The organism is Wenyingzhuangia sp. IMCC45574 (assembly GCF_054182685.1).
The window spans coordinates 1,310,022-1,330,088 of the sequence record NZ_CM135169.1 but is presented as its reverse complement, the minus strand read 5'-3'; the positions used below and the strand labels follow the sequence as shown (position 1 = coordinate 1,330,088).

Sequence of the window (20,067 nt, the reverse complement as noted above, 5' to 3'; positions counted from 1 at the left end):
TTATTACATATTAAATTTTTAGGGGTAGAAATTGATATGTTGTTTTGAATAACAAATAATGTATAACACAATGGCTCAGCTTATAGATTAACTTTTAATTTATAGCTGAGTTTTTTTTATGCATAGAGACTGTTGTTTTGCTCTATTCAAATAGGTATATTTGCTTTCAATTCTAAATAATATATGGAGCCATTTATAGTATCTGCTAGAAAATACAGACCCACAACGTTTAAAGATGTTGTAGGGCAGCAGTCTATAACCAATACTTTAGAGAATGCTATTCAAAGCAATCATTTAGCGCAAGCATTGTTGTTTACAGGACCAAGAGGTGTGGGTAAAACAACTTGTGCAAGAATTTTAGCTAAAAAGATAAATGAACAGGCTACAGGGGTAGAGGGAGATGATTTTGCGTTTAATATTTTTGAATTGGATGCAGCTTCAAATAACTCTGTTGATGATATACGTAATCTAATCGATCAGGTACGTATTCCTCCACAAGTAGGAAAGTATAAAGTCTATATTATTGATGAGGTTCATATGTTGTCTTCTGCAGCTTTTAACGCTTTTTTAAAAACGCTAGAAGAGCCTCCTGCACATGCTATTTTTATTTTAGCAACCACAGAAAAACATAAAATAATTCCTACAATACTTTCTCGTTGTCAGATTTTCGATTTTAAGAGAATTACTGTACAATCAGCTAAAGAACATTTAAAAGGAATTGCAGCACAAGAGGGAGTAAGTGCAGAAGATGATGCACTGCATATTATCGCCCAGAAAGCAGATGGAGCAATGCGTGATGCTTTATCAATTTATGATAGGGTTGTAAGTTTTTCTGGAAAAGAATTAACTCGTCAGGCAGTAACAGAGAACTTAAATGTGCTGGATTACGATGTGTATTTTAATATTACAGATCAATTAATTGAAAATAAAATTTCTGAAGTACTAATTGCTTACAACGAAGTTTTGTCTAAAGGTTTTGATGGACAGCACTTTATTAACGGTTTGGCTTCACATTTTAGAGATTTATTAGTGGCTAAAGACAACGCTACAGTTGCACTATTGGAAGTTGGAGATAATGCCAAGCAAAAGTATATTGAACAAGCGAATAAGGTAGAACTGAATTTCTTGATTACAGCTATAGAAAAAGCGAATAGTACAGATTTAAGTTATAGGGCTAGTAAAAATCAGCGATTACTAATTGAGCTTTGTTTGATGCAATTGGCTTCTATCACTTTTAGTGACATAAAAAAAAAAGCAGTGACTTCATAATACCGGCTACTTTCTTTAGAGTGGCTATTCCTACAGCTTCGGTTCAAGAGGTTGCTAAGGCTAAAGAAGTTCCTCAGAACACTATTTCAGCACCTACTAAAGTTGCACCTCAAATTGTAAAAAAAGAAATAAAAGAGGTGCCTAGAAGAGATCCATCTTCTAGAAGAAGATCTGCTCTTTCTTTAAAAAGAGATAGGTTAGAAGATAAAGATTTTGTTCAAGTAGAGGATTTAACCAACAAACCTAAAGCTAAATTTACCGAACTACAGTTGGTAGAGAGATGGTTAGAATTTGGAGAAAAAGTAAAAGCCGAAGGAAATCTAAATACAGCATCCGTATTAAATGTAAACAAACCAGTTTTAAAGGACGGTGAAATTATTTTTGCACTGCCAACCAAATTAATGGAGGATCAGTTGGGAACCATTAAACCTAAGCTTTTAGGGTATTTAAGAAGTTCTCTAAATAATTACAGCATACAAATTAAAACTGTAGTTGTTCAAACTCAAAAGAAACGATTTGTATACACTCCTCAAGAGAAGTTTGAGAAATTGGCAGAAGATAATCCCGATTTATTATTGTTAAAAAGCAAGTTTGGGCTAGATATCTAAGGAATCTTGGTTATATTTAGCTTTCTATAAAATTATGAGTATCAAAAAGTTTCAAAAAATTCTAATAGGAGCTGCTTTTTCTCCTACTTTAAAAAACAACTTATTAGAAGCATTTAAATTCGCAAACTATTTTAATGCGAAGTTATACATAGTACATATTGGTACCCAAGATGCCTATAAAAAGAAGCTGCTTTTAGAGGTGATTGATGAGATTGATCATCAAGTGGAAGTTGAACTGCTTTTTAAAGAAGGAAAGCCCGTAAAAGCCTTGTCTATGGTCTGTGTAGAGCAAAATATAGACTTACTAATGCTGGGGGCTTTACAAAGGGAAAATTTATTTAAACATTATGTAGGATCTGTTGCCAGAAAGTTAACCAAAAAAGTAGGTTGCTCTGTGTTGTTACTAATTAAGCAGTCCGAAGAAAATAGAATCCATAAACATATTGTGGTAAATGGTTTGGAGACTGCACAATCCGAAGAAACCATTAGCAGTGCTTTTTACGTAGCCACAAGTTTGTCTTCTAGAAAAGTAACCATTGTAGAAGAGATAAAAAGTAAGGGGCTTAAGGTAGACGACGATCGCTCTCAAAGAAGAGTCGCAATTAGTCATGAGAGACAAGCACATCAAGAAAATTTAAGAGTACAAAAAATTATAGATACTGTTCCAGAAGAATACAAACATGGTGTTGAAATTAAAAAACAAGGTATTTATGGAAAGAGTGGTTATTCTATAGGGCATTATGCACGAGTGGTTCGTTCCGATTTATTAATTACCGATACTGCTAAAAGACAAAGTTTATTAAAGAAGATGTTAGCAAACGAGTTGAGTTTTTTATTATCGGAATTACCAACCAATGTTCTAATTTTAAAATAGTTTATGCCAACAAAAAGTACACAAAAGAAGGAGTTTTTATCCAGTCTTCCACAAAATATATTTTCAGGATTTGTGGTTTCTTTAATTGCACTTCCTTTAGGTTTAGGGCTTGCATTAGCTTCTGAAGCACCTCCTATTTCGGGAGTGATAGCAGCAGTTGTTGGTGGTGTTATTGTAGCTCTTTTTGGAGGTTCTAACGTAACAATTACAGGGCCTGGTAATGGTTTGGTTGTTGTTTTGTTAACATCTATCACCACATTGGGAGGTGGAGATTTACAATTGGGTTTTGCTTATACTCTAGCGGCAATTGTGATGTCAGGCTTTATTATGATACTTCTGGGTTTTTTACGACTGGGTATTTTAAGTGATTTTTTTCCTTCTACAGCCATCCAAGGAATGCTGGCAGCCATTGGTATAGGAATTTTTGCCAAGCAGGTACATGTAATGTTTGGAAACTCTAAGGTAAGTGGTAGTTTGGTAGAGGTGCTTATGCAAATTCCAAATACGATTATAGATTTTTTTACCACCACTAATACTAGTTTTTTCTATGCAGGTATTATAGGTTTGGTGAGTTTGGCAATTATGATTTTTCATTCAAAAATTCGTAATAAATATTTTCAGTTAATTCCTGCTCCTATGTGGATTGTTGTTTTTGCTGTGGGAATGAATTACTTCTATCAGTTGGTATTAAAACAAGTCTATCCAATAGAGAAAGAATGGTTAATTAATATTCCAAACAATGTGTTTTCTACATTAGCGTTCCCAAACTTTGGAATTGTACATCAATCTACTTTTATATTGTCTGTAATATCTATTACATTAATTGCGAGTATTGAATCTTTGTTAAGTATAAAAGCTGTAGATCAATTAGATCCGTTAAAGCGAAAATCGAATGTAAATAGAGATTTAAAGGCATTGGGTTTTGCAACTATGGCAAGTGGTTTTTTAGGAGGTTTAAATGTAGTAACAGTAATTGCCAGAAGTTCTGTTAATGTAAATAATAAAGCGACAAATCGTTCTGCTAATTTATTTCATTCATTGTTTTTAGTTGCTTTTATATTATTATTCCAATCGCAATTAAAAATGATACCACTATCTGCATTAGCTGCTATTTTGGTTTTTACAGGGTATAAATTAGCTGCACCAGTAAATATTTTTGCAGTAGCTAAAGTAGGAAAGGAGCAGTTAGTCGTGTTTTTTGCCACCTTAATTACCACTATTTTTACCAGTTTAATTGTGGGGATTTTTATGGGGATTTTTACAACTTTTATTCTGCATATGTTTATGAATAAAGGAGTTGTGTTGTTCTTTAGAAATATGTTAAAACCGAATGTTTTAATGTATAAAGAAGCCAATGGGAGTTATTACTTAAGCGTTAAAAACTTTAGTTCTTTTGTGAATTTTTACAGACTTAAAAACAAGCTGAATTTAATAGCAGAAGATCAAAGTGTAGTGGTAGATTTTTCTAGGTGTAGTTTTGTAGATAGCACTGTGTTAGAGAACATGAATACCTATGTGGAGAAATTCGAAAGTAAAAATGGGAATTTTGAGTTGATCGGTTTGGACTTGCATGGGGCAGGTACTACACACCCTTTTGCTCCTAGAAATATAAACAAAAGTCCTGCTGTAAGTAAAGAGTTTTCTTTAACTAAGAGGCAAAAGAGTTTGGCTTTGGTCGCAGAAGATTTTGGTTGGACGTATCAACCTTATACAGATAGCACAATTGATTGGCTTAAGGACTTTAAGTTTTTTACCACAAGACAAATTCAAACCACCAAGAACATTTTACAATATAACAACGATGCTTTGTTTGATGTTGTTTTTACCGAAGGAGCGTTTATTGCTCGTCAGTTAATAAGAACTACAGTATATCATGTTCGATTAAAAAATACCATTCCGGAGTTTGCTATAGATAAAGAAGGCTTGTTAGAGTTTATAAAGCAGTATACAGAGTTTGCAGATATTGAAGTGCCAAATCATCCAGATTTTAATAAAAGGTTTTATTTGTCTGGAACAGAAGAAGATAAAATACTAGAATTCTTTACAGATGATATTGTACTGTTTTTAGAAAGTAATGATTATTACCATATAGAATCTAATGGAAACGGTTTGTTAATTTTTAACAAAGAAAGATTGGCAAGTGTAAAAGAAGTAAAGGCCATGATAGATTTTGGCGTACGATTAGAAAAAATAATAGAAGAAAAATATGTTAGGGCTTAAATTACCAACAGACCCAAGATGGGTAAATATTGCAGAAAAAAATATTGATGAAATATTAATAGATCATGCACATTGTGAGCAAAAGGCAGCATCAACAGCAATTTCATTAATTGTAGGTTTTCCAGAGTATACAGAGTTGGTTACAGAGATGATTGCTTTGGTAAAAGAAGAAATGAGTCATTTTAAATTGGTTCACGATAGATTGATTGCCAAAGGAATTCCTTTAGGAAGAGATCGTAAGGATGAGTATGTGCTTAATTTGGTAAAGTTTTTTCCAAAAGGAGGAAGCAGAACCATTCAGTTGGTGCATAGGTTGTTATATGCTGCTCTGATAGAAGCTAGAAGTTGTGAGCGTTTTCGTTTATTATCCGAAAATTTAGAGGATGCAGAGTTGGCTAAGTTTTATAGAGATTTAATGGTCTCAGAAGCAAATCACTATACCTTATTTTTAAATTTTGCGAGAGAATATGGAAATAGAGAAGAGGTAGATGAAAAATGGCAAGCACTCTTAGAGTACGAAGCAGAGTTGATGAAAAATTTAGGAACCAAAGAGTCTATTCACGGATAATGTTTAGTAGAGAGGAAGCTGCAAGGATAAGAAAAGATTTTTGGGTAAGTTACGGGAAGTCGTTTCCTAGAAAATGGGTTTTGTATAGAACCAAGATTAAGGACTTTGAGTTTAAGTTTGTAGCCGAGCGAAAAAAGGCAGAAGTAGCTCTGGAAATTGGGTGTAATGACGATGTGCAAAGAGAATTGTTATATGATCAGTTACTGTCTCTAAAAAACATTTTACTGACAGAGTATTTACCCGAAGCTATTTTTGACAACGAGTATCGTTTGGAAAACGGAAAAACGATTGGTAGAATCTATGTAGTACACCAACAGAAGTTTAGTATTTATAACAAGAACTCATGGGGAGATTGTTATCAGTTTTTTAACGAGGTAATGGGGCAATTTGAATTGTTTTGGTACGAATACCAAGATTATATAGAGCAGGCTGTGGTAAAGTAATTATTTGCTTGCTTAAAAATTCAGAGGAATTTTATTGTCAATTTTAGTCATGATATTATAAAGTTGCTCTCCTAAAATGTCCTTTTGTATTTGCATGGATTTAGATTCAAATTTGTGATAGTCTACTTTATGTCCTTCGTAGGAAAAGTCAAACGGTCTTGTGTTTATCTGGAATAGGAAGAGCCCAAATCCTATAAGAAATATGGTTACACTTGTACACAACTTTATTAAGTAGCGTTTTTTAGAAATGATATTTACTAACAGATTCAATAGAATTACAGTACAAATAATAAGTACTAAATCATAGTTGTTCCACCACCATATTTTACCAAATCCACCAATATAATTGGAGCTAGGGTAAAACAGATTTACACCTCCCCAAACACTAGCTGGAGTTGGCATGTCTTCTAGTAAATGGAATAGGAATCCAAAAAAGAATGCTGAAAGGTAATATTTATTAACTCTTAGATTTTTCCAAACGTTATTGATACCAAATTCCTTTTTGAAGATTGCAGTGATAACTGTTGCTATAAGAATCAGAAGAATAGGAGCTATGATTGAGTGAAGAGCAGCATGGTGTGAGTACCAAAATTTTCCAAAATAGATTTCTCTACCTGAATGTTTCAAGCTAAGCATTGAACCTATTGTAGTATCAAATTTTGACCACAACGAAAGTGCATCAAAATCAGGCAAAGCACCACCAAGACTTCCCATAAGAATGATAGCAGTTTTCCTTTTCCATGATTGGTTGGAAATAGTTGCTAAAACAGTTCCTACAGCTGTTCCAGTAAGTGTGTGAGAAATAATGTCCATTTTCTCAGTGTGTTATGGTTTATTCGCTTTTTGCTTTAATCGTCTTAATCTGAATCAAATCAACTAAGAAAGCAAATAACATAGAGAAATAGATATAACCTTTAGGAATTTCAAAATGTAATCCTTCTGCCACTAAGGAGACACCAATCATCATTAAGAAACAAAGGGCTAATATTTTAAAAGAAATATGTTTATTGATAAAGTTCACAATAGGTTTAGAAGCAAAAATCATTATCATTACACTTACCACAATAGCAGCATACATTACATATAAGTTCTCTACCATACCCACGGCTGTAATAATAGAGTCTATAGAAAAAACAATATCTAGTACTAAGATTTCTATCAATAGATTCATAAAAGTTGGTTTTTTTATGTTGATGGAACCCTGTTCTTTTTCTTGCTCTGTATGATGAAATATTTCTTTACTAGATTTATACAAAAGAAAAAGCCCACCAGATAGTAAAATAATACTTTTACCGCTAAAGTGTATTCCTGCTATAGTAAATAAATCGTTGTCTAATTTTAAGATCCAAGATATTACGGTTAGTAGACCAATTCTAATTACTGCAGCTAAACTTAGTCCAATAAGCCTTAGTTTATCTCTATTTTCTACGGGTAGTTTATCTGTTAAAATAGAAATAAATATAATATTATCAATTCCTAAAACAACTTCTAAAAACACTAATGATACTAGTGGAACTATGATTTCTTGTAACATTTTTTTATTTGTATTTAACAAATGTAATTAAAAAACCCTCTTAACTAGATCTTAAAAGGGTGAATTTAAAGTGTGTTTTTTATCAATTACAATGCAGTAGAGACTCTTTTCTTAACTAAGTAGTCGTCTAAGGCTAAGTGAGAACAATCATGTCCTATACCACTGTTTTTTATTCCTCCGTGAGGTAAGTAAATAGAGTATTTAACTCCGTTAATTTGAATTTCTCCAAATTCAAGTTCTTCGGTAAATCTTTCTATTCTTTGGTGATTATTGGTAAATATATAAGAAGCTAATCCATACTCTGTATCATTTGCAAGGGCTAATACTTCATCATCCGTTTCAAAACTCATAATACCAGCAACAGGTCCAAAAGTTTCTTTTCTAAATAAATCCATTTCAGGAGTAATTCCAGACAGAATGGTAGGTTCTATCCAATAACCTTTTTCTGGGAATCCTTCTGGAATTTTACCTCCGTATTCTAATTTTGCACCTTTGCTAACTGCATCCTCTACCAAGTCGAACATTCTATCTCTATCTGCCAAACCTGCAACAGGTCCCATAAATACATCAGGGTTCTCTTTAGTACCAAATCCTATAGAAAGTTCAGACGCTCTTTTGATGTAAGCCGCTAAAAATTTATCATAAATATTTTTATGAACCAAAATACGGTTTGCAGCTACACATATTTGTCCAGAATTTCCAAACTTTAAGCCAATAGCTAAGTCTAAAGCTTTGTTAAAATCAGCATCTTCAAAAACAATAAACGGTGCATTTCCTCCTAATTCCATCCCTAATTTTTTAATAGAGGTGGTGCTGTCTGCAATAATTCTTTTTCCAGTAGCAGTAGAACCAATCATGGTTAAAACAGCTGGAATGGTACTCGTAGTCATAGGAGTTGCAACCTCGCTACTAGAACCCGCTATTATATTAACCACACCAGCAGGGAAGTTAATATCTGCTAATATTTCTCCAATCATGTAAGTAGATAAAGGAGATATGGTAGAAGGCTTTATAATAATAGAGCATCCGGCAGCCAATGCAGGCCCCAGTTTAAACCCAACATTTAACAAAGGAAAGTTCCAAGCTAAATAGGCAACAGCCACTCCAGCAGGTTTGGAGATCATTTTATGAGTATGGGTGTTTTCATAGTCTGGAATTTGTTCTTCGCGCAAGTTTTTCATGGCATTAGGATACCAATCTAATGCATTTATTAATGCTTCTACATCCTCATAAGCACCTGCATAGGTTTTCCCCATTTCGTGAACCATAGCGGTTCTTAATTCGTGCTCTTTTTCTAATACTGCAGAACGTAACTTTTGCATCCATTCAGTTCTTTCTGTTAAGGAAAGTTTAGACCAATACTTAAAACCTTTTTGAGCGGCTACTAAGGCTTTTTCAGCATCTTCTTTACTAGCTTTAGCTACTTGAGCAATTGCTTCTCCTGTTGCCGGACAAATTACATCTATCTTTTCTCCATTTGTGGCATCTACTAATTGCCCATCTAGGTAAAGCTTTTTGTATCCAAAGTCTTGTGTTTTCATCTTAATCGTTTCTTGTAAAGTTATTTATTTAAGGTTTCTTGATGTCTGTAAAATTTAAAGGCATAAATTTTAATATAAGACTAACTAAGATAGCTCATTATTATAAACTAGCTAAATATTGATGATAAAGGGTTGTTAAAAGTCAAAATGAGTCTTATTTTGATATAAAAGAAAAGACACTAGGGGAGTTCCCTAGTGTCTTAAAACCAATCAAAAAACCTAACCTTAAAAAAGATTATTTTTAATACCCTGGATTCTGAATCAATGTAGGAGATTTTTCTCTTTCCGATTGAGGAATAGGTAGGTAGTACATCTTTTCTAGCCATGGTCTAGTAACTACAGTACCCTCTGTGTAGTTTAGAGTACCATCATTTGCTTTAGTCCATGTAAGACCTTTTATATCAAATCCTAAATAACTTTCATTTAGCCACCTTCTTTCATCAAAGAAGTTATGACCCTCAAAGCAAAGTTCTACTCTTCTTTCTCTTTTAACTGCCTCAAGTAAATCAGCACCACTAGCTGTTATAGTAGGCTGTAAAGCTCTAGAAGAAACTTTGTTTAAGTATTCAAGAGCTAAGGCATCTTTTCCTTGTTCTGCTAAAGCTTCCGCATAGTTTAAATAAATCTCAGCAACTCTAAATAATATATAAGGTCTATCAGGTGAAATTCCATTAGTTGCACTTAGAGTTTCATCATGAAACTTTCTGATATTGTAACCTGTCTTTGATGAGTGTTGTGTGTTTCCAAGACCAGCAGGAGAATCAGACCCATTTTCAACTCCTGGATCAGCATTATCTGGATCAGCAACTAAAGCGTAATCAACTTCTCTACCTCTGTAATTTGCTCCTTGATATAAAAGGTTTGCGTAATAACGCATTTCTCTATTATCATTTGGAGATGCTGGTGTAAGTCCTCCTGTAGAAGTACCGTCAGCAAAGTTGAATTCTAATGCAAAATTATGGGTTGGAGAACATAGTGCCCAACCTCCGTATCCATTAGGACTTTGTGCTTGATCAGGTAATGAATTAAGAGCACTAAAACCTCCAATTCCTACTTCATACAAACCAGCAGTATATGGTCTAGCAAATATCATATTATCATTAGGAGATAAAAATAAATTTTGATATTCAGTAGCATTTGTTACTTGAATTAATGCATCGTTACCAACTATATCGATAACATCTTTAGCAGCATTCTCTGCATCTTGCCATTTAGTAGACACATCATAAGAAAATAGTTCTTTATTTTCAGTTTGAGGCATCAAAGATGAATCGTGTAAATCACTTGCAGCATATAGTAATGTTCTAGATTTTACAGCTAGGGCTGCCACCTTAGTTGCACGACCAAATTCACTATTTGGCCTTGTTTCAGGTAATATTTCAGCTACAGCATCTAACTCAGATACAATATATTCTACACATTCCTTGTAGGTACTTCTTTCGAATAAATAATTACCATCTAAAGAATTGGCTTTAGTAAATATTGGTACACCTCCAAAATAGTTGATTAATTTTCTATATAAATTTGCTCTTAAAAATCGAGCTTCAGCTACTAGAAGTTCTGCTTTTTCTGGATCCTCTGATTGAGCAGTTGAACCTTCTATACCATCTATAAAAAAACTTGCTTCTTGAATATAAGACCAATAGTTCCTCCATTTATCAGAGAATACATCACCAGTGTTGGTAGAGGTCCATCCTCCATCACGTAATTGGTAGACATGGTTTCTGTCTTGAAAATTGAATTTTGCTTCAAAAGAAGCACCTTCTATATTGATTCTCTGTGCCCAAAAGTTATTTCTTCTGGCAGCCCAACCTTCTGTACTATTATATGTAGGTATCATTAAAGCCTCAGCACGATCAATAGTTTCAAAAAGGAGGTTACCTGGTACACCAGTTTGTGACTCAGTTTCAATTACGTCCTCACAACTAGTAAAAGTAAGAGCCGTAGTTAGTGCTAGTATTGAAAATGAAAATTTTATTTTTTTCATGTTTTCTACGTTTTAAATTAATTAATTAGAAATTAAGGTTTAATCCAACTGAATAGCTCTTTAAAGGTGGATAAGTACTGTTTCTGAAGTTGTTATATCCTGCAGCTTCTGGATCTAAACCAAGGTCATAGATGTCAGAGAAGAAAGTTGCTATGTTGAAACCTCTTGCAAATAATTTAAGCTGTCCAAACTTTAGAACATCTTTGTTAAATGTGTACCCTATTTCTATTTCTTTTAATCTTACAAATGAAGCATCTTTAATATATATGTCAGAACCTTGCCATCCATTGTTAATTTGAGCATCTGATCCTGTACCTGTTGATAATTGACCACTTACATTACTTCCTTGTGCAAAAGCTCTTGGAAAAGCTGCTCCTGTATTTGTAGGAGTCCATCTGTTGTTATATACGAATTCCGGTTTCGCTCCAGACTGATCAAAGAAAACTAGTGTTTTTGCTGCTGCTTGACCTTGTAATAAGAAATTAAAGTTCCAGTTTTTGTAAGAGGCTCCCCCAAAAATACCATATTGTATTTCAGGTATTGCAGAAAAGTCGGTTCTTACTCTGTCACCAGTATCAATAACTCCGTCTTCATTTACATCAACATAGAAAGGATCTCCTATTGCTGCACCATCTCTTACTGGATTGTTATCTAGTTGATCTTGATTTTGAATAATTCCATTAGTAGGATATACTACGTAACTTGTGATAGGTTTTCCAACTCTACTTAAATTTGGATCTATACCAGCCGGTTCACTTACACTTATGATTTTACTTTTAGCTTGAGTAAAGTTAAAACCAAAATTATAATTTACTTCTCCTATTTTGTCTTGCCACATTAATTCAATTTCTACACCGTAATTTTCAGCTTCTGCAATATTGTCCTCAGGTAAACTAGGAATAGTTAAACCAGTAATGTCAGGAACACTATTGTCAGTTTGAAGAATGTCAGCTCTACTCTGGAAGAAATAGTTTACATCTCCTGTTAATTTTTTATTAAATAAAGAGAAGTTAACACCTACATTGTACATGTTTGCAGTTTCCCATGTTACATCTGGGTTGGCAGCTCCTGTACTTCCAAAACCACCAAACTGAACTCCAGGTGTTCCTACAACGTATCCGTTAGGTCTATACCAATCACCTCCTTGATTCCTTGATGGGAACCCAAATTCAAAGTTTTGTATGTATCTGAAATGGGGAATTCTATCATTACCCATTCTTGACCAAGAACCTCTTATTTTTAAAGCATCTATCCATTCAATATCTTGCATGAAAGATTCTTTACCTATTGCCCATGAAGCAGCTACACCTGGAAAAGTACCATATTTATAACCTTCTGCAAATCTACTTGATCCATCTCGACGTAAAGTAAAATCTAGGTAATACTTACTGTCATAGTTATAAGATAGAGAACCAAAATAACTTAAGAACCCATACTCAAGAGATTCTCCTCCTGTTCTTTGATCTTCAGAACCTCCAGAATTTAATTCAGTTATATCTAATGAGAAACCTTGCCTTTGAGCAAAAAAGTCTCTTTCATTGAATCTTGAATGTTCATAACCGATAAAAGCATTAATGTTATGATTTTCATTTATAGATGTTTGGTAGTGCAAAGTAGCATTAACCATTTCGTTAGTTTCCTTATCAAAAGCTTCACGTAATACTTTATCAGTACCGATATCATTACCTTGTGAGGCTATATATTCTTCACCTTGAAGCTGATAATATGTCCAAGGAGTATCCCACTCTTTTTGTTCAAATGAGTTTTGAGTAAGGGCATAAAACCCTTTAGCCTTTAAGCCTTTTACAACAGCATCTAAATTCCAATCAAAAGTGAAACGAGATCTTAGGTTTAAAGTTTTTCTCTTAGTAAAACCAGCTGCTGTACTTGACAAAATAACAGGGTTTCTTCCTCCTTCACCACCAAATCCTGGTAATCCATTTGGATAAACACCTACTTCTGTAGGTAAATTGGTAAATATGTGTTTAAATATTGTACCTCTAGGTACACCAGGTTCATTGCCTTCACCTGCCATTGCAGTTAAATCTACACCTAATTTAAATTTATCATGTAATTTAATATCTAAATTAGATCGAACTTGATATTGTTTATAATTTAAATCTCCTGATTTAAAAATACCTTCTTGTGTTAAAATATCACCACTAACAAAGTAATTTACATGATCACCACCTCCTGAAATAGATAAAGAGTGTCTTTGTTCAGGTGCTGAATCTGCAAAGGTAATGTCTGCCCAGTCTGTACTAGGAAAATTAATTGGATCATTTCCGTTTGCGTAATTTGCTATTTGTTCATTAGTAAAAACAGCTGGATTTCCTGAGTTCGCAGCAATTTCATTCTCGTATATTGCATATTGCTCAGAAGTCATTAGTTTAGGGAATTTTGTGAACTGAGATATGGTATATCTTGATGAAAGATTGAACTTTGGTTTTCCCTTGCGTCCTCTTTTAGTGGTTACTAAAATTACTCCATTGGCTGCTCTTGTTCCATAAATTGCTGCTGCACCATCTTTTAATACAGACATTGTTTCTACATCTTGTGGAGATAATTGTCTAAAAGCAGATATTGATGCAGTTACTCCATCAATTAATATCAAGGGACTGTTGTTATTTGTTGTAGCTTGCCCTCTAATTAATAAAGTTAAATCATCACCATCTGATGAACCAGGGTAACCTCCTCTATCAGCAACAACTAAACCTGAAACTTTCCCTGCAAGAGACTTTGCTACATCACTGTTTGATGTATTTGAAATTTCCTCAGATTTTAACTGGCTAATCGATCCAGTCACATCACCTCTTTTTCTAGAAGTATATCCTGTTACAACAACCTCTTCTAATGATGAGATATCACCTTCTAAAGTTATGTTGATATTTTTTTGACCACCAATAGCAACCTCTTTTGTTTTGTATCCTATATAAGAGAATACTAAAGTTGCGTTTGATGCATTTTCAACATCAAGACTATAATTACCCTCAAAATCGGTTAATGTTCCAACGCTTTTACCTTTAACGGTAACACTTACACCTAATAAAGGACCATTTTCATCGGAAACAACACCTGTAATTGTTGTTCTTGCATTGTCTTGTGTTATGGTAGGTTTGTTTGCGAATGTTAATGTAGTAGTTAATGTAAATATGCAAAACAAAAGTTTAAGCCTTGTTTCAGACTTTAACAAGTCAAGGAATACATTCCTCTTAAATATGTAATTTTTCATATTTGTTTAATTCATTAGTTAAATAAAATTTGGTTTTGTCGTATATCATATAAAACGACTTTTTTATGATTTAAATAGTTAGTGTGGTTTTATTTTATTCTTATAATTTGAAATTTTTAAGGATTAATTTTGATTTTCTTTCGTGAAAATTTAAAGTATTCCAAAAATAACAGGTGAATTGATGTATTATCAGTATTTATTTAACATATCTGTATCGGATATTGCTAAAAAGTAGTTAAAGTGAATAAAAACAGTCAGAAGTTTAATAAATGCTTGGTTTTTGGGCTTTTTTATTGAGTATATAGCTGAATGATACTCGTTTGCAATGATGAATGTTCAATTTTAGTGTTGTTTTATTGGCTTTTAAGTCAAGTTATGGTTAGAAGCTAAGAAAACTCAAATTTCAGCAAAATCAGATTTTGAGAGAGGGCATAAAAAAAGCCCTTTGCAAATGCAAAGGGCTTCTATATATAAAGCAAGGGTTGTTATTTAATAATTAATTATTTTACTTTTTCGACGATAGCCTTAAAAGCTTCTGGGTGGTTCATAGCTAAATCTGCTAAAACCTTACGGTTTAATTCGATGTTATTAGCTTTTACTTTCCCCATGAAAACTGAATAAGACATTCCGTTTAAACGAGCTCCAGCGTTAATACGTTGAATCCATAAAGCACGGAAAGTTCTTTTCTTGTTTTTTCTATCTCGGTATGAGTAAGACATTGCTTTCTCAACCGCATTTTTTGCTACTGTATAAACGTTTTTACGTCTTCCAAAGTAACCTTTTGCTTGCTTCAAGATTTTTTTTCTTCTTCTTCTTGAGGCAACTGAATTTACTGATCTAGGCATAATTTCAATGTTTTTTGTAGTAAGGCGATTTTTAATTACGAATTTTCAATTAACAATTACGAATGAAATTCGTAATTTGTAATTAAGTAATTATTAATTCTTAAAAGCCCACTCCATGGTTAATAATTTAATATTCCCTGAAAAACTTAAATTACTTTAAGTTTAACTGATTTTTGATGTTAGACTCATCGTTCTTGTGAACCAATCCGTCATGAGTTAACTTCAATTTACGCTTTTTAGACTTCTTTGTTAAGATGTGACTCTTAAAAGCGTGCTTTCTTTTTAATTTTCCACTTCCAGTAACCTTGAATCTCTTCTTGGCACTAGATTTTGTTTTTAATTTAGGCATCTCTAGTAAGTTTAATCCTTGCTTATATACTTAAAAGTAGTAAAGTTGAAGGTTGTAAGGTTATAAAGTTAAGTGCTTACAAAACAATAACTTTATGGACTTTACAAACATTGTGACCTTATAACTTATTTTTTTACTTTAGCCGCGATGAACATAATCATACGCTTCCCTTCTAATTTAGGCATTTGTTCTACCTTTCCATACTCTTCTAGTTCCTGAGCTAATTTTAATAATAAAATTTGCCCTTGGTCTTTAAAGATAATAGAACGACCTTTAAAGAATACGTATGCTTTTAGTTTTGCACCATCTTGCAAGAACTTGATTGCATGTTTCTTTTTAAACTCGTAATCGTGATCATCTGTTTGTGGACCAAAACGGATTTCTTTAACAGTTACTTTAGTAGCTTTCGCTTTTATAACCTTATCACGTTTCTTTTGTTCGTATAAAAACTTTTTGTAGTCAATAATTTTACAAACAGGTGGAACCGCTTTAGGAGAAATTTCTACTAAATCTAATTCTTGATCACGTGCTAATTGTTTGGCTTTTGCTAAAGGGTATACACCTACTTCAACGTTTTCACCAACTAAACGTACTTCATCCACGTAACGGATGTCTCCATTAATTCTGTGTGGATTTTCTTTAATTACTCTCGCTGGTCCTCTAGACCTTCTTCTTTTAATTGCTATGGCTTTCTATTTTTAGTTCTTACATTTTTAATGCAAGAAAATTAAACGCTGTTAAAACTGAACCAAAGTTTTAGCTACTTCTTTCTGAATCAATTCTATGAAATCATTCAAAGAGAATGTTCCTAAATCTCCTTCTCCATGTTTTCTTACAGATACACTTTCTTCACCTTCTTCTTTTTCTCCAACAATAATCATGTAAGGTATCTTGCTAACTTCGGCATCTCTAATCTTACGACCGGTCTTTTCATTACGGTCGTCAATGAGGGTGCGAATTTCGGAATTTTCTAGCAATTCTGAAACTTTTTCGGCATATTTCTGATATTTCTCACTGATTGGTAGGATAGTAACTTGTTCTGGCATTAACCAAAGAGGAAAGTTACCTCCAGTATGTTCTAATAACACAGCTATAAAACGTTCCATAGAACCAAAAGGAGCACGGTGAATCATAACTGGTCTGTGGTCTGCGTTGTCAGATCCTTTGTAAGTTAAATCAAAACGTTCTGGTAAGTTGTAGTCTACCTGAATTGTACCTAACTGCCAACTTCTACCTAAGGCATCCTTTACCATAAAGTCTAACTTAGGACCGTAAAATGCAGCTTCTCCGGTTTCTACAACATAATTTAACCCTTTTTCTTTAGCAGCATTTATAATTGCATTTTCTGCTTTGTCCCAATTTTCATCAGAACCAATGTATTTTTCTGGGTTTTCAGGATCTCTTAAAGATACTTGTGCTGTAAAGTCTTCAAAACCTAAAGAACCAAATACATATAGTACCAAGTCAATTACATCTTTAAATTCTTGATCTAATTGGTCTGGTGTACAGAAAATGTGTGCATCGTCTTGTGTAAAACAACGTACACGTGTCATTCCGTGTAATTCTCCACTTTGTTCGTATCTATAAACGGTACCAAACTCAGCATAACGCTTTGGTAATTCTTTGTAAGAATAAGGTTTGTAGTTAAAAACTTCACAGTGATGAGGACAGTTCATTGGTTTTAATAAGAACTCCTCGTCCATTTTTGGAGTTTTGATAGGTTGAAAACTATCTTCTCCATATTTTTCATAGTGACCAGAGGTAACATATAATTCTTTCTGACCAATATGTGGTGTCATCACCATTTCGTATCCTGCTTTCTTTTGTGCTTTCTTTAAAAAGTCTTCTAATCTACTTCTTAATGCAGCTCCTTTAGGCAACCATAAAGGAAGTCCTTGCCCTACTTTTTGAGAAAAAGTAAACAATTCTAACTCTTTTCCTAATTTACGGTGATCGCGTTGTTTTGCTAATTCCAACAACTCTAAGTATTCTTTCAATAGCTTGGCTTTAGGGAAAGAAATTCCGTAGATACGTGTTAATTGAGGGTTCTTTTCATCACCTCTCCAATAAGCACCTGCAGCACTCATTACTTTAACGGCTTTTAAAATTCCAGTATTAGGAATATGACCTCCACGACATAAATCTGTAAAATCATCGTGATCGCAAAAAGTAATTTCTCCGTCATTTAAGTTTTCAATCAACTCAACTTTAAAAGGATTGTTTTCCTCTTTGTATTTTGCCAATGCATCTGCTTTAGAAACTTCTCTTAAAGTAAATTCGTGTTTACCTCTAGCTAGTTCTAAGAACTTTTGTTCAATTTTAGGAAAATCGTTTTCAGAAACTTTGTGTTCACTAAAATCAATATCGTAGTAAAAACCATTTTCTATAGCTGGTCCAATTGTTAATTTTACACCAGGGTATAATTTCTGAATGGCTTGTGCTAAAACGTGTGCAGATGAGTGCCAAAATGCTTTTTTACCTTCTGGTTGATCAAAGGTGAATAAGGTTAAGTTACCATCGGTGGTTAATGGGGTTTTGGTTTCAACGGTGGTTCCGTTAAAATCTGCTGAAATCACGTTTCTAGCTAACCCTTGGCTAATACTCATAGCCACATCCATAGGAGTACTATTTTGTTCGTACTCTCTAATACTTCCGTCTGGTAAAGTAATCTTAATCATTTTATAAAAAATATTTTGCTGGGCAAAGATACATTTTAAGTTGATAGCTAAAAAGTGAAAAAGTTTAAAGTTTTTTAAGAGTTGCTTTGTCTGTTTTAGCAGTAATTTCAAGGAATTCTATTTTACCTTTTTCGGTTAAATAGGGATATATGTTTTCAAAAATTAAAGCAGTGTGGTTGTACACTTCCTTTTCTTCTATAGTGTTTTGTTGTATGCTTAAGGATGACATCCAAAAATCACTTAAAATTTGAACTCTGGTATATAAGTTTTCATACTCATTGGGCAATTCTTCGGGTCTTACTAATTCTTTGGCAACAAGGCTGTTTATCAACCCAATCATTTGTGATTTTCTAAGTAATAAAAGCTGGTTGTAGTGTTGTTTAATCTGTTCTTGTTCTCTCATTATTTGAGTAAAATCTAATAAGAAGAAACGGAATTTGTAAAACTCGTAGGCGATAGATGTGCTAATTTGATAAAGACCATGTATGGAAAAGTTTTCAAAAGATACATTGGCAATACTTTGGTTTATGTTTAGGACTAACTGATAATAAAGTCCTTCTATAATATCTTCTCTTTTTTTAAAGTGATAGTTTAGGTTTCCTTGACTAATACCCATGTGAGTTGCAATTCTACGCAAAGGAACCTTGGAGAGTCCAAATTCATTAAAAAGTGCTAAAGAGGTATCTAGTATTTTTTGTTTGGTTTTTGTCATCATCTAATTGCAAATATAATTAATTAGTAATTATGACCTAATTCTATAAAATTAGTATATTTGACCTAATTTTAATTTTGTAACGATGATTGTAGATATAATAGGGGCAGGAATAGGAGGTTTAACTTTAGGAATAGCTCTAAAACAACAGGGGATTCATGTACGAATTTTTGAGCGTGCTAAAGAAATTAAAGAGGTAGGAGCGGGGATTATTTTGGCAAATAATGCCATGCAGGTGTATCAACAATTGGGTTTGGATGCTAAAATTACGGCAAAAGGAAATGTTGTGTCAGAAATAGCCATAACAGATGAGCAGTTAAAAGCAATCACAAGAAATAGTTTAGTAGCATTTGAAGAAAGATATCAGTCACAAAACATAGCAATACATAGAGGTGTTTTACAACGAATTCTAGTAGCTGAGTTTAGTGAAGAGGAACTGTTTTTAGATCATGAATTGGTAGGAATAAACGAGAATGGGAAACAATTGGTTTTTGCGAATGGGAAAACTGTTTCAACTTCTGTAATAATTGGAGCTGATGGGATTTTTTCTAAAGTAAGAGAACTGGTATTTCAGCCTAAAGAAATAAGAAATGCAAAACAGATATGCTGGCGAGGTGTGGTGAGTTACAAACTTCCTGCTGATTACGCACATATGGCTACAGAATGTTGGGGAAATGCTTCTCGTTTTGGCTTTGTGCAAATAAAAGAAGGGCAAGTGTATTGGTATGCTTTAAAGAATACACAAAGTGAATCAGAGGAATTACAAAAAATAGATACTAAAGATTTTGCTAGTTATCACCCCTTGTGTGTAGATATTATTAAAAAAACAGATCCTAATAAAATTCACACCGCTATAATGAAAGATATTAAACCTTTTAATGATTGGAGTGTTGATACCGTTTGTTTATTGGGGGATGCTGCTCATGCAACCACACCAAATTTGGGACAGGGAGCTTGTCAGGCTATAGAAGATGCATATGTTTTAGCATCTTGTTTAGAAAAATATTCCGTGACAGAAGCTTTTAAAATATACGAGCAGAAAAGAATTAAAAAGGCTCATAAAGTGGTGAATGTAAGTTGGTCTTTGGGAAAAATATCACAGTTGCCCTATAAGTGGGCAAGAGCTGTTAGGAATACTTTTTTAAGGTTTGTACCAGCAAGTGTAAATAAGAAACAGGTAGCTTTTTTGTTTAAAATAGCTGAATAG

At 33.4% G+C, this 20,067-nt stretch carries 15 protein-coding genes and 1 pseudogene; 6 read left to right on the top strand and 10 right to left on the bottom strand.

Annotated features, from left to right (window positions below; all coding sequences use genetic code 11):
- Positions 1 to 183: 183 nt before the first annotated feature.
- From dnaX to ACXHHC_RS05575, 5 genes and pseudogenes are all read left to right on the top strand, one after another.
- Positions 184 to 1,877: pseudogene (dnaX, locus tag ACXHHC_RS05595) on the top strand (DNA polymerase III subunit gamma/tau).
- A 34-nt stretch (positions 1,878 to 1,911) separates the two neighbouring features.
- On the top strand, positions 1,912 to 2,751 hold the full coding sequence (locus ACXHHC_RS05590; RefSeq protein ID WP_458228662.1) for a universal stress protein: 840 nt from the start codon (positions 1,912 to 1,914) through the stop codon (positions 2,749 to 2,751).
- A gap of 3 nt (positions 2,752 to 2,754) precedes the next feature.
- Entirely contained in the window at positions 2,755 to 4,971 is a 2,217-nt protein-coding gene (locus ACXHHC_RS05585) for a SulP family inorganic anion transporter (protein ID WP_458228661.1), read from the top strand.
- A complete protein-coding gene (gene miaE / locus ACXHHC_RS05580; protein ID WP_458228660.1) occupies positions 4,958 to 5,539 on the top strand; it encodes a tRNA isopentenyl-2-thiomethyl-A-37 hydroxylase MiaE in 582 nt (193 codons plus the stop codon). Before ACXHHC_RS05585 ends, miaE begins: the two co-directional genes overlap by 14 nt.
- Positions 5,539 to 5,982 carry a DUF4268 domain-containing protein gene (locus ACXHHC_RS05575; RefSeq protein WP_458228659.1) on the top strand — a complete coding sequence of 148 codons (444 nt, stop codon included), beginning with the start codon at positions 5,539 to 5,541 and terminating at the stop codon, positions 5,980 to 5,982. The genes miaE and ACXHHC_RS05575 overlap by 1 nt, the downstream gene beginning before the upstream one ends.
- 12 nt (positions 5,983 to 5,994) lie before the next feature.
- On the opposite strand, the gene ACXHHC_RS05570 is transcribed toward ACXHHC_RS05575, so the two are convergent.
- The 10 genes from ACXHHC_RS05570 to ACXHHC_RS05525 all read right to left on the bottom strand — a co-directional run bounded on the left by ACXHHC_RS05570 (position 5,995) and on the right by ACXHHC_RS05525 (position 18,863).
- Entirely contained in the window at positions 5,995 to 6,795 is an 801-nt protein-coding gene (locus ACXHHC_RS05570; RefSeq protein WP_458228658.1) for a metal-dependent hydrolase, read from the bottom strand.
- A 19-nt stretch (positions 6,796 to 6,814) separates the two neighbouring features.
- Positions 6,815 to 7,516, bottom strand: coding sequence for a TerC family protein (locus ACXHHC_RS05565; RefSeq protein WP_458228657.1), 702 nt, complete (start codon positions 7,514 to 7,516; stop codon positions 6,815 to 6,817).
- A gap of 86 nt (positions 7,517 to 7,602) precedes the next feature.
- Complete coding sequence (locus tag ACXHHC_RS05560) at positions 7,603 to 9,057, bottom strand: NAD-dependent succinate-semialdehyde dehydrogenase (protein WP_458228656.1); 1,455 nt, start codon at positions 9,055 to 9,057, stop codon at positions 7,603 to 7,605.
- A gap of 241 nt (positions 9,058 to 9,298) precedes the next feature.
- Positions 9,299 to 11,044 (bottom strand): RagB/SusD family nutrient uptake outer membrane protein, encoded by a 1,746-nt coding sequence (locus tag ACXHHC_RS05555; protein ID WP_458228655.1) that lies wholly within the window; start codon positions 11,042 to 11,044, stop codon positions 9,299 to 9,301.
- Between the two features lie 25 nt (positions 11,045 to 11,069).
- Positions 11,070 to 14,276, bottom strand: a complete 3,207-nt coding sequence (locus ACXHHC_RS05550; protein WP_458228654.1) for a SusC/RagA family TonB-linked outer membrane protein — start codon at positions 14,274 to 14,276, stop codon at positions 11,070 to 11,072.
- Between the two features lie 500 nt (positions 14,277 to 14,776).
- Positions 14,777 to 15,121 carry a 50S ribosomal protein L20 gene (gene rplT, locus ACXHHC_RS05545; protein ID WP_458228653.1) on the bottom strand — a complete coding sequence of 115 codons (345 nt, stop codon included), beginning with the start codon at positions 15,119 to 15,121 and terminating at the stop codon, positions 14,777 to 14,779.
- A 151-nt stretch (positions 15,122 to 15,272) separates the two neighbouring features.
- Positions 15,273 to 15,470 carry a 50S ribosomal protein L35 gene (rpmI, locus tag ACXHHC_RS05540; RefSeq protein WP_458228652.1) on the bottom strand — a complete coding sequence of 66 codons (198 nt, stop codon included), beginning with the start codon at positions 15,468 to 15,470 and terminating at the stop codon, positions 15,273 to 15,275.
- A 125-nt stretch (positions 15,471 to 15,595) separates the two neighbouring features.
- Positions 15,596 to 16,114 (bottom strand): translation initiation factor IF-3, encoded by a 519-nt coding sequence (gene infC / locus ACXHHC_RS05535; protein ID WP_458229230.1) that lies wholly within the window; start codon positions 16,112 to 16,114, stop codon positions 15,596 to 15,598.
- A 93-nt stretch (positions 16,115 to 16,207) separates the two neighbouring features.
- Positions 16,208 to 18,148 carry a threonine--tRNA ligase gene (gene thrS, locus ACXHHC_RS05530; RefSeq protein ID WP_458228651.1) on the bottom strand — a complete coding sequence of 647 codons (1,941 nt, stop codon included), beginning with the start codon at positions 18,146 to 18,148 and terminating at the stop codon, positions 16,208 to 16,210.
- 64 nt (positions 18,149 to 18,212) lie between these two features.
- Positions 18,213 to 18,863: a TetR/AcrR family transcriptional regulator gene (locus ACXHHC_RS05525; protein ID WP_458228650.1), complete on the bottom strand. Its 651-nt coding sequence runs from the start codon at positions 18,861 to 18,863 to the stop codon at positions 18,213 to 18,215.
- An 82-nt stretch (positions 18,864 to 18,945) separates the two neighbouring features.
- Between ACXHHC_RS05525 and ACXHHC_RS05520 the strand changes: the two genes are divergently transcribed.
- The gene (locus ACXHHC_RS05520) at positions 18,946 to 20,067 is read left to right on the top strand and encodes an FAD-dependent monooxygenase (RefSeq protein WP_458228649.1); all 1,122 of its coding nucleotides are present in this window, start codon (positions 18,946 to 18,948) and stop codon (positions 20,065 to 20,067) included.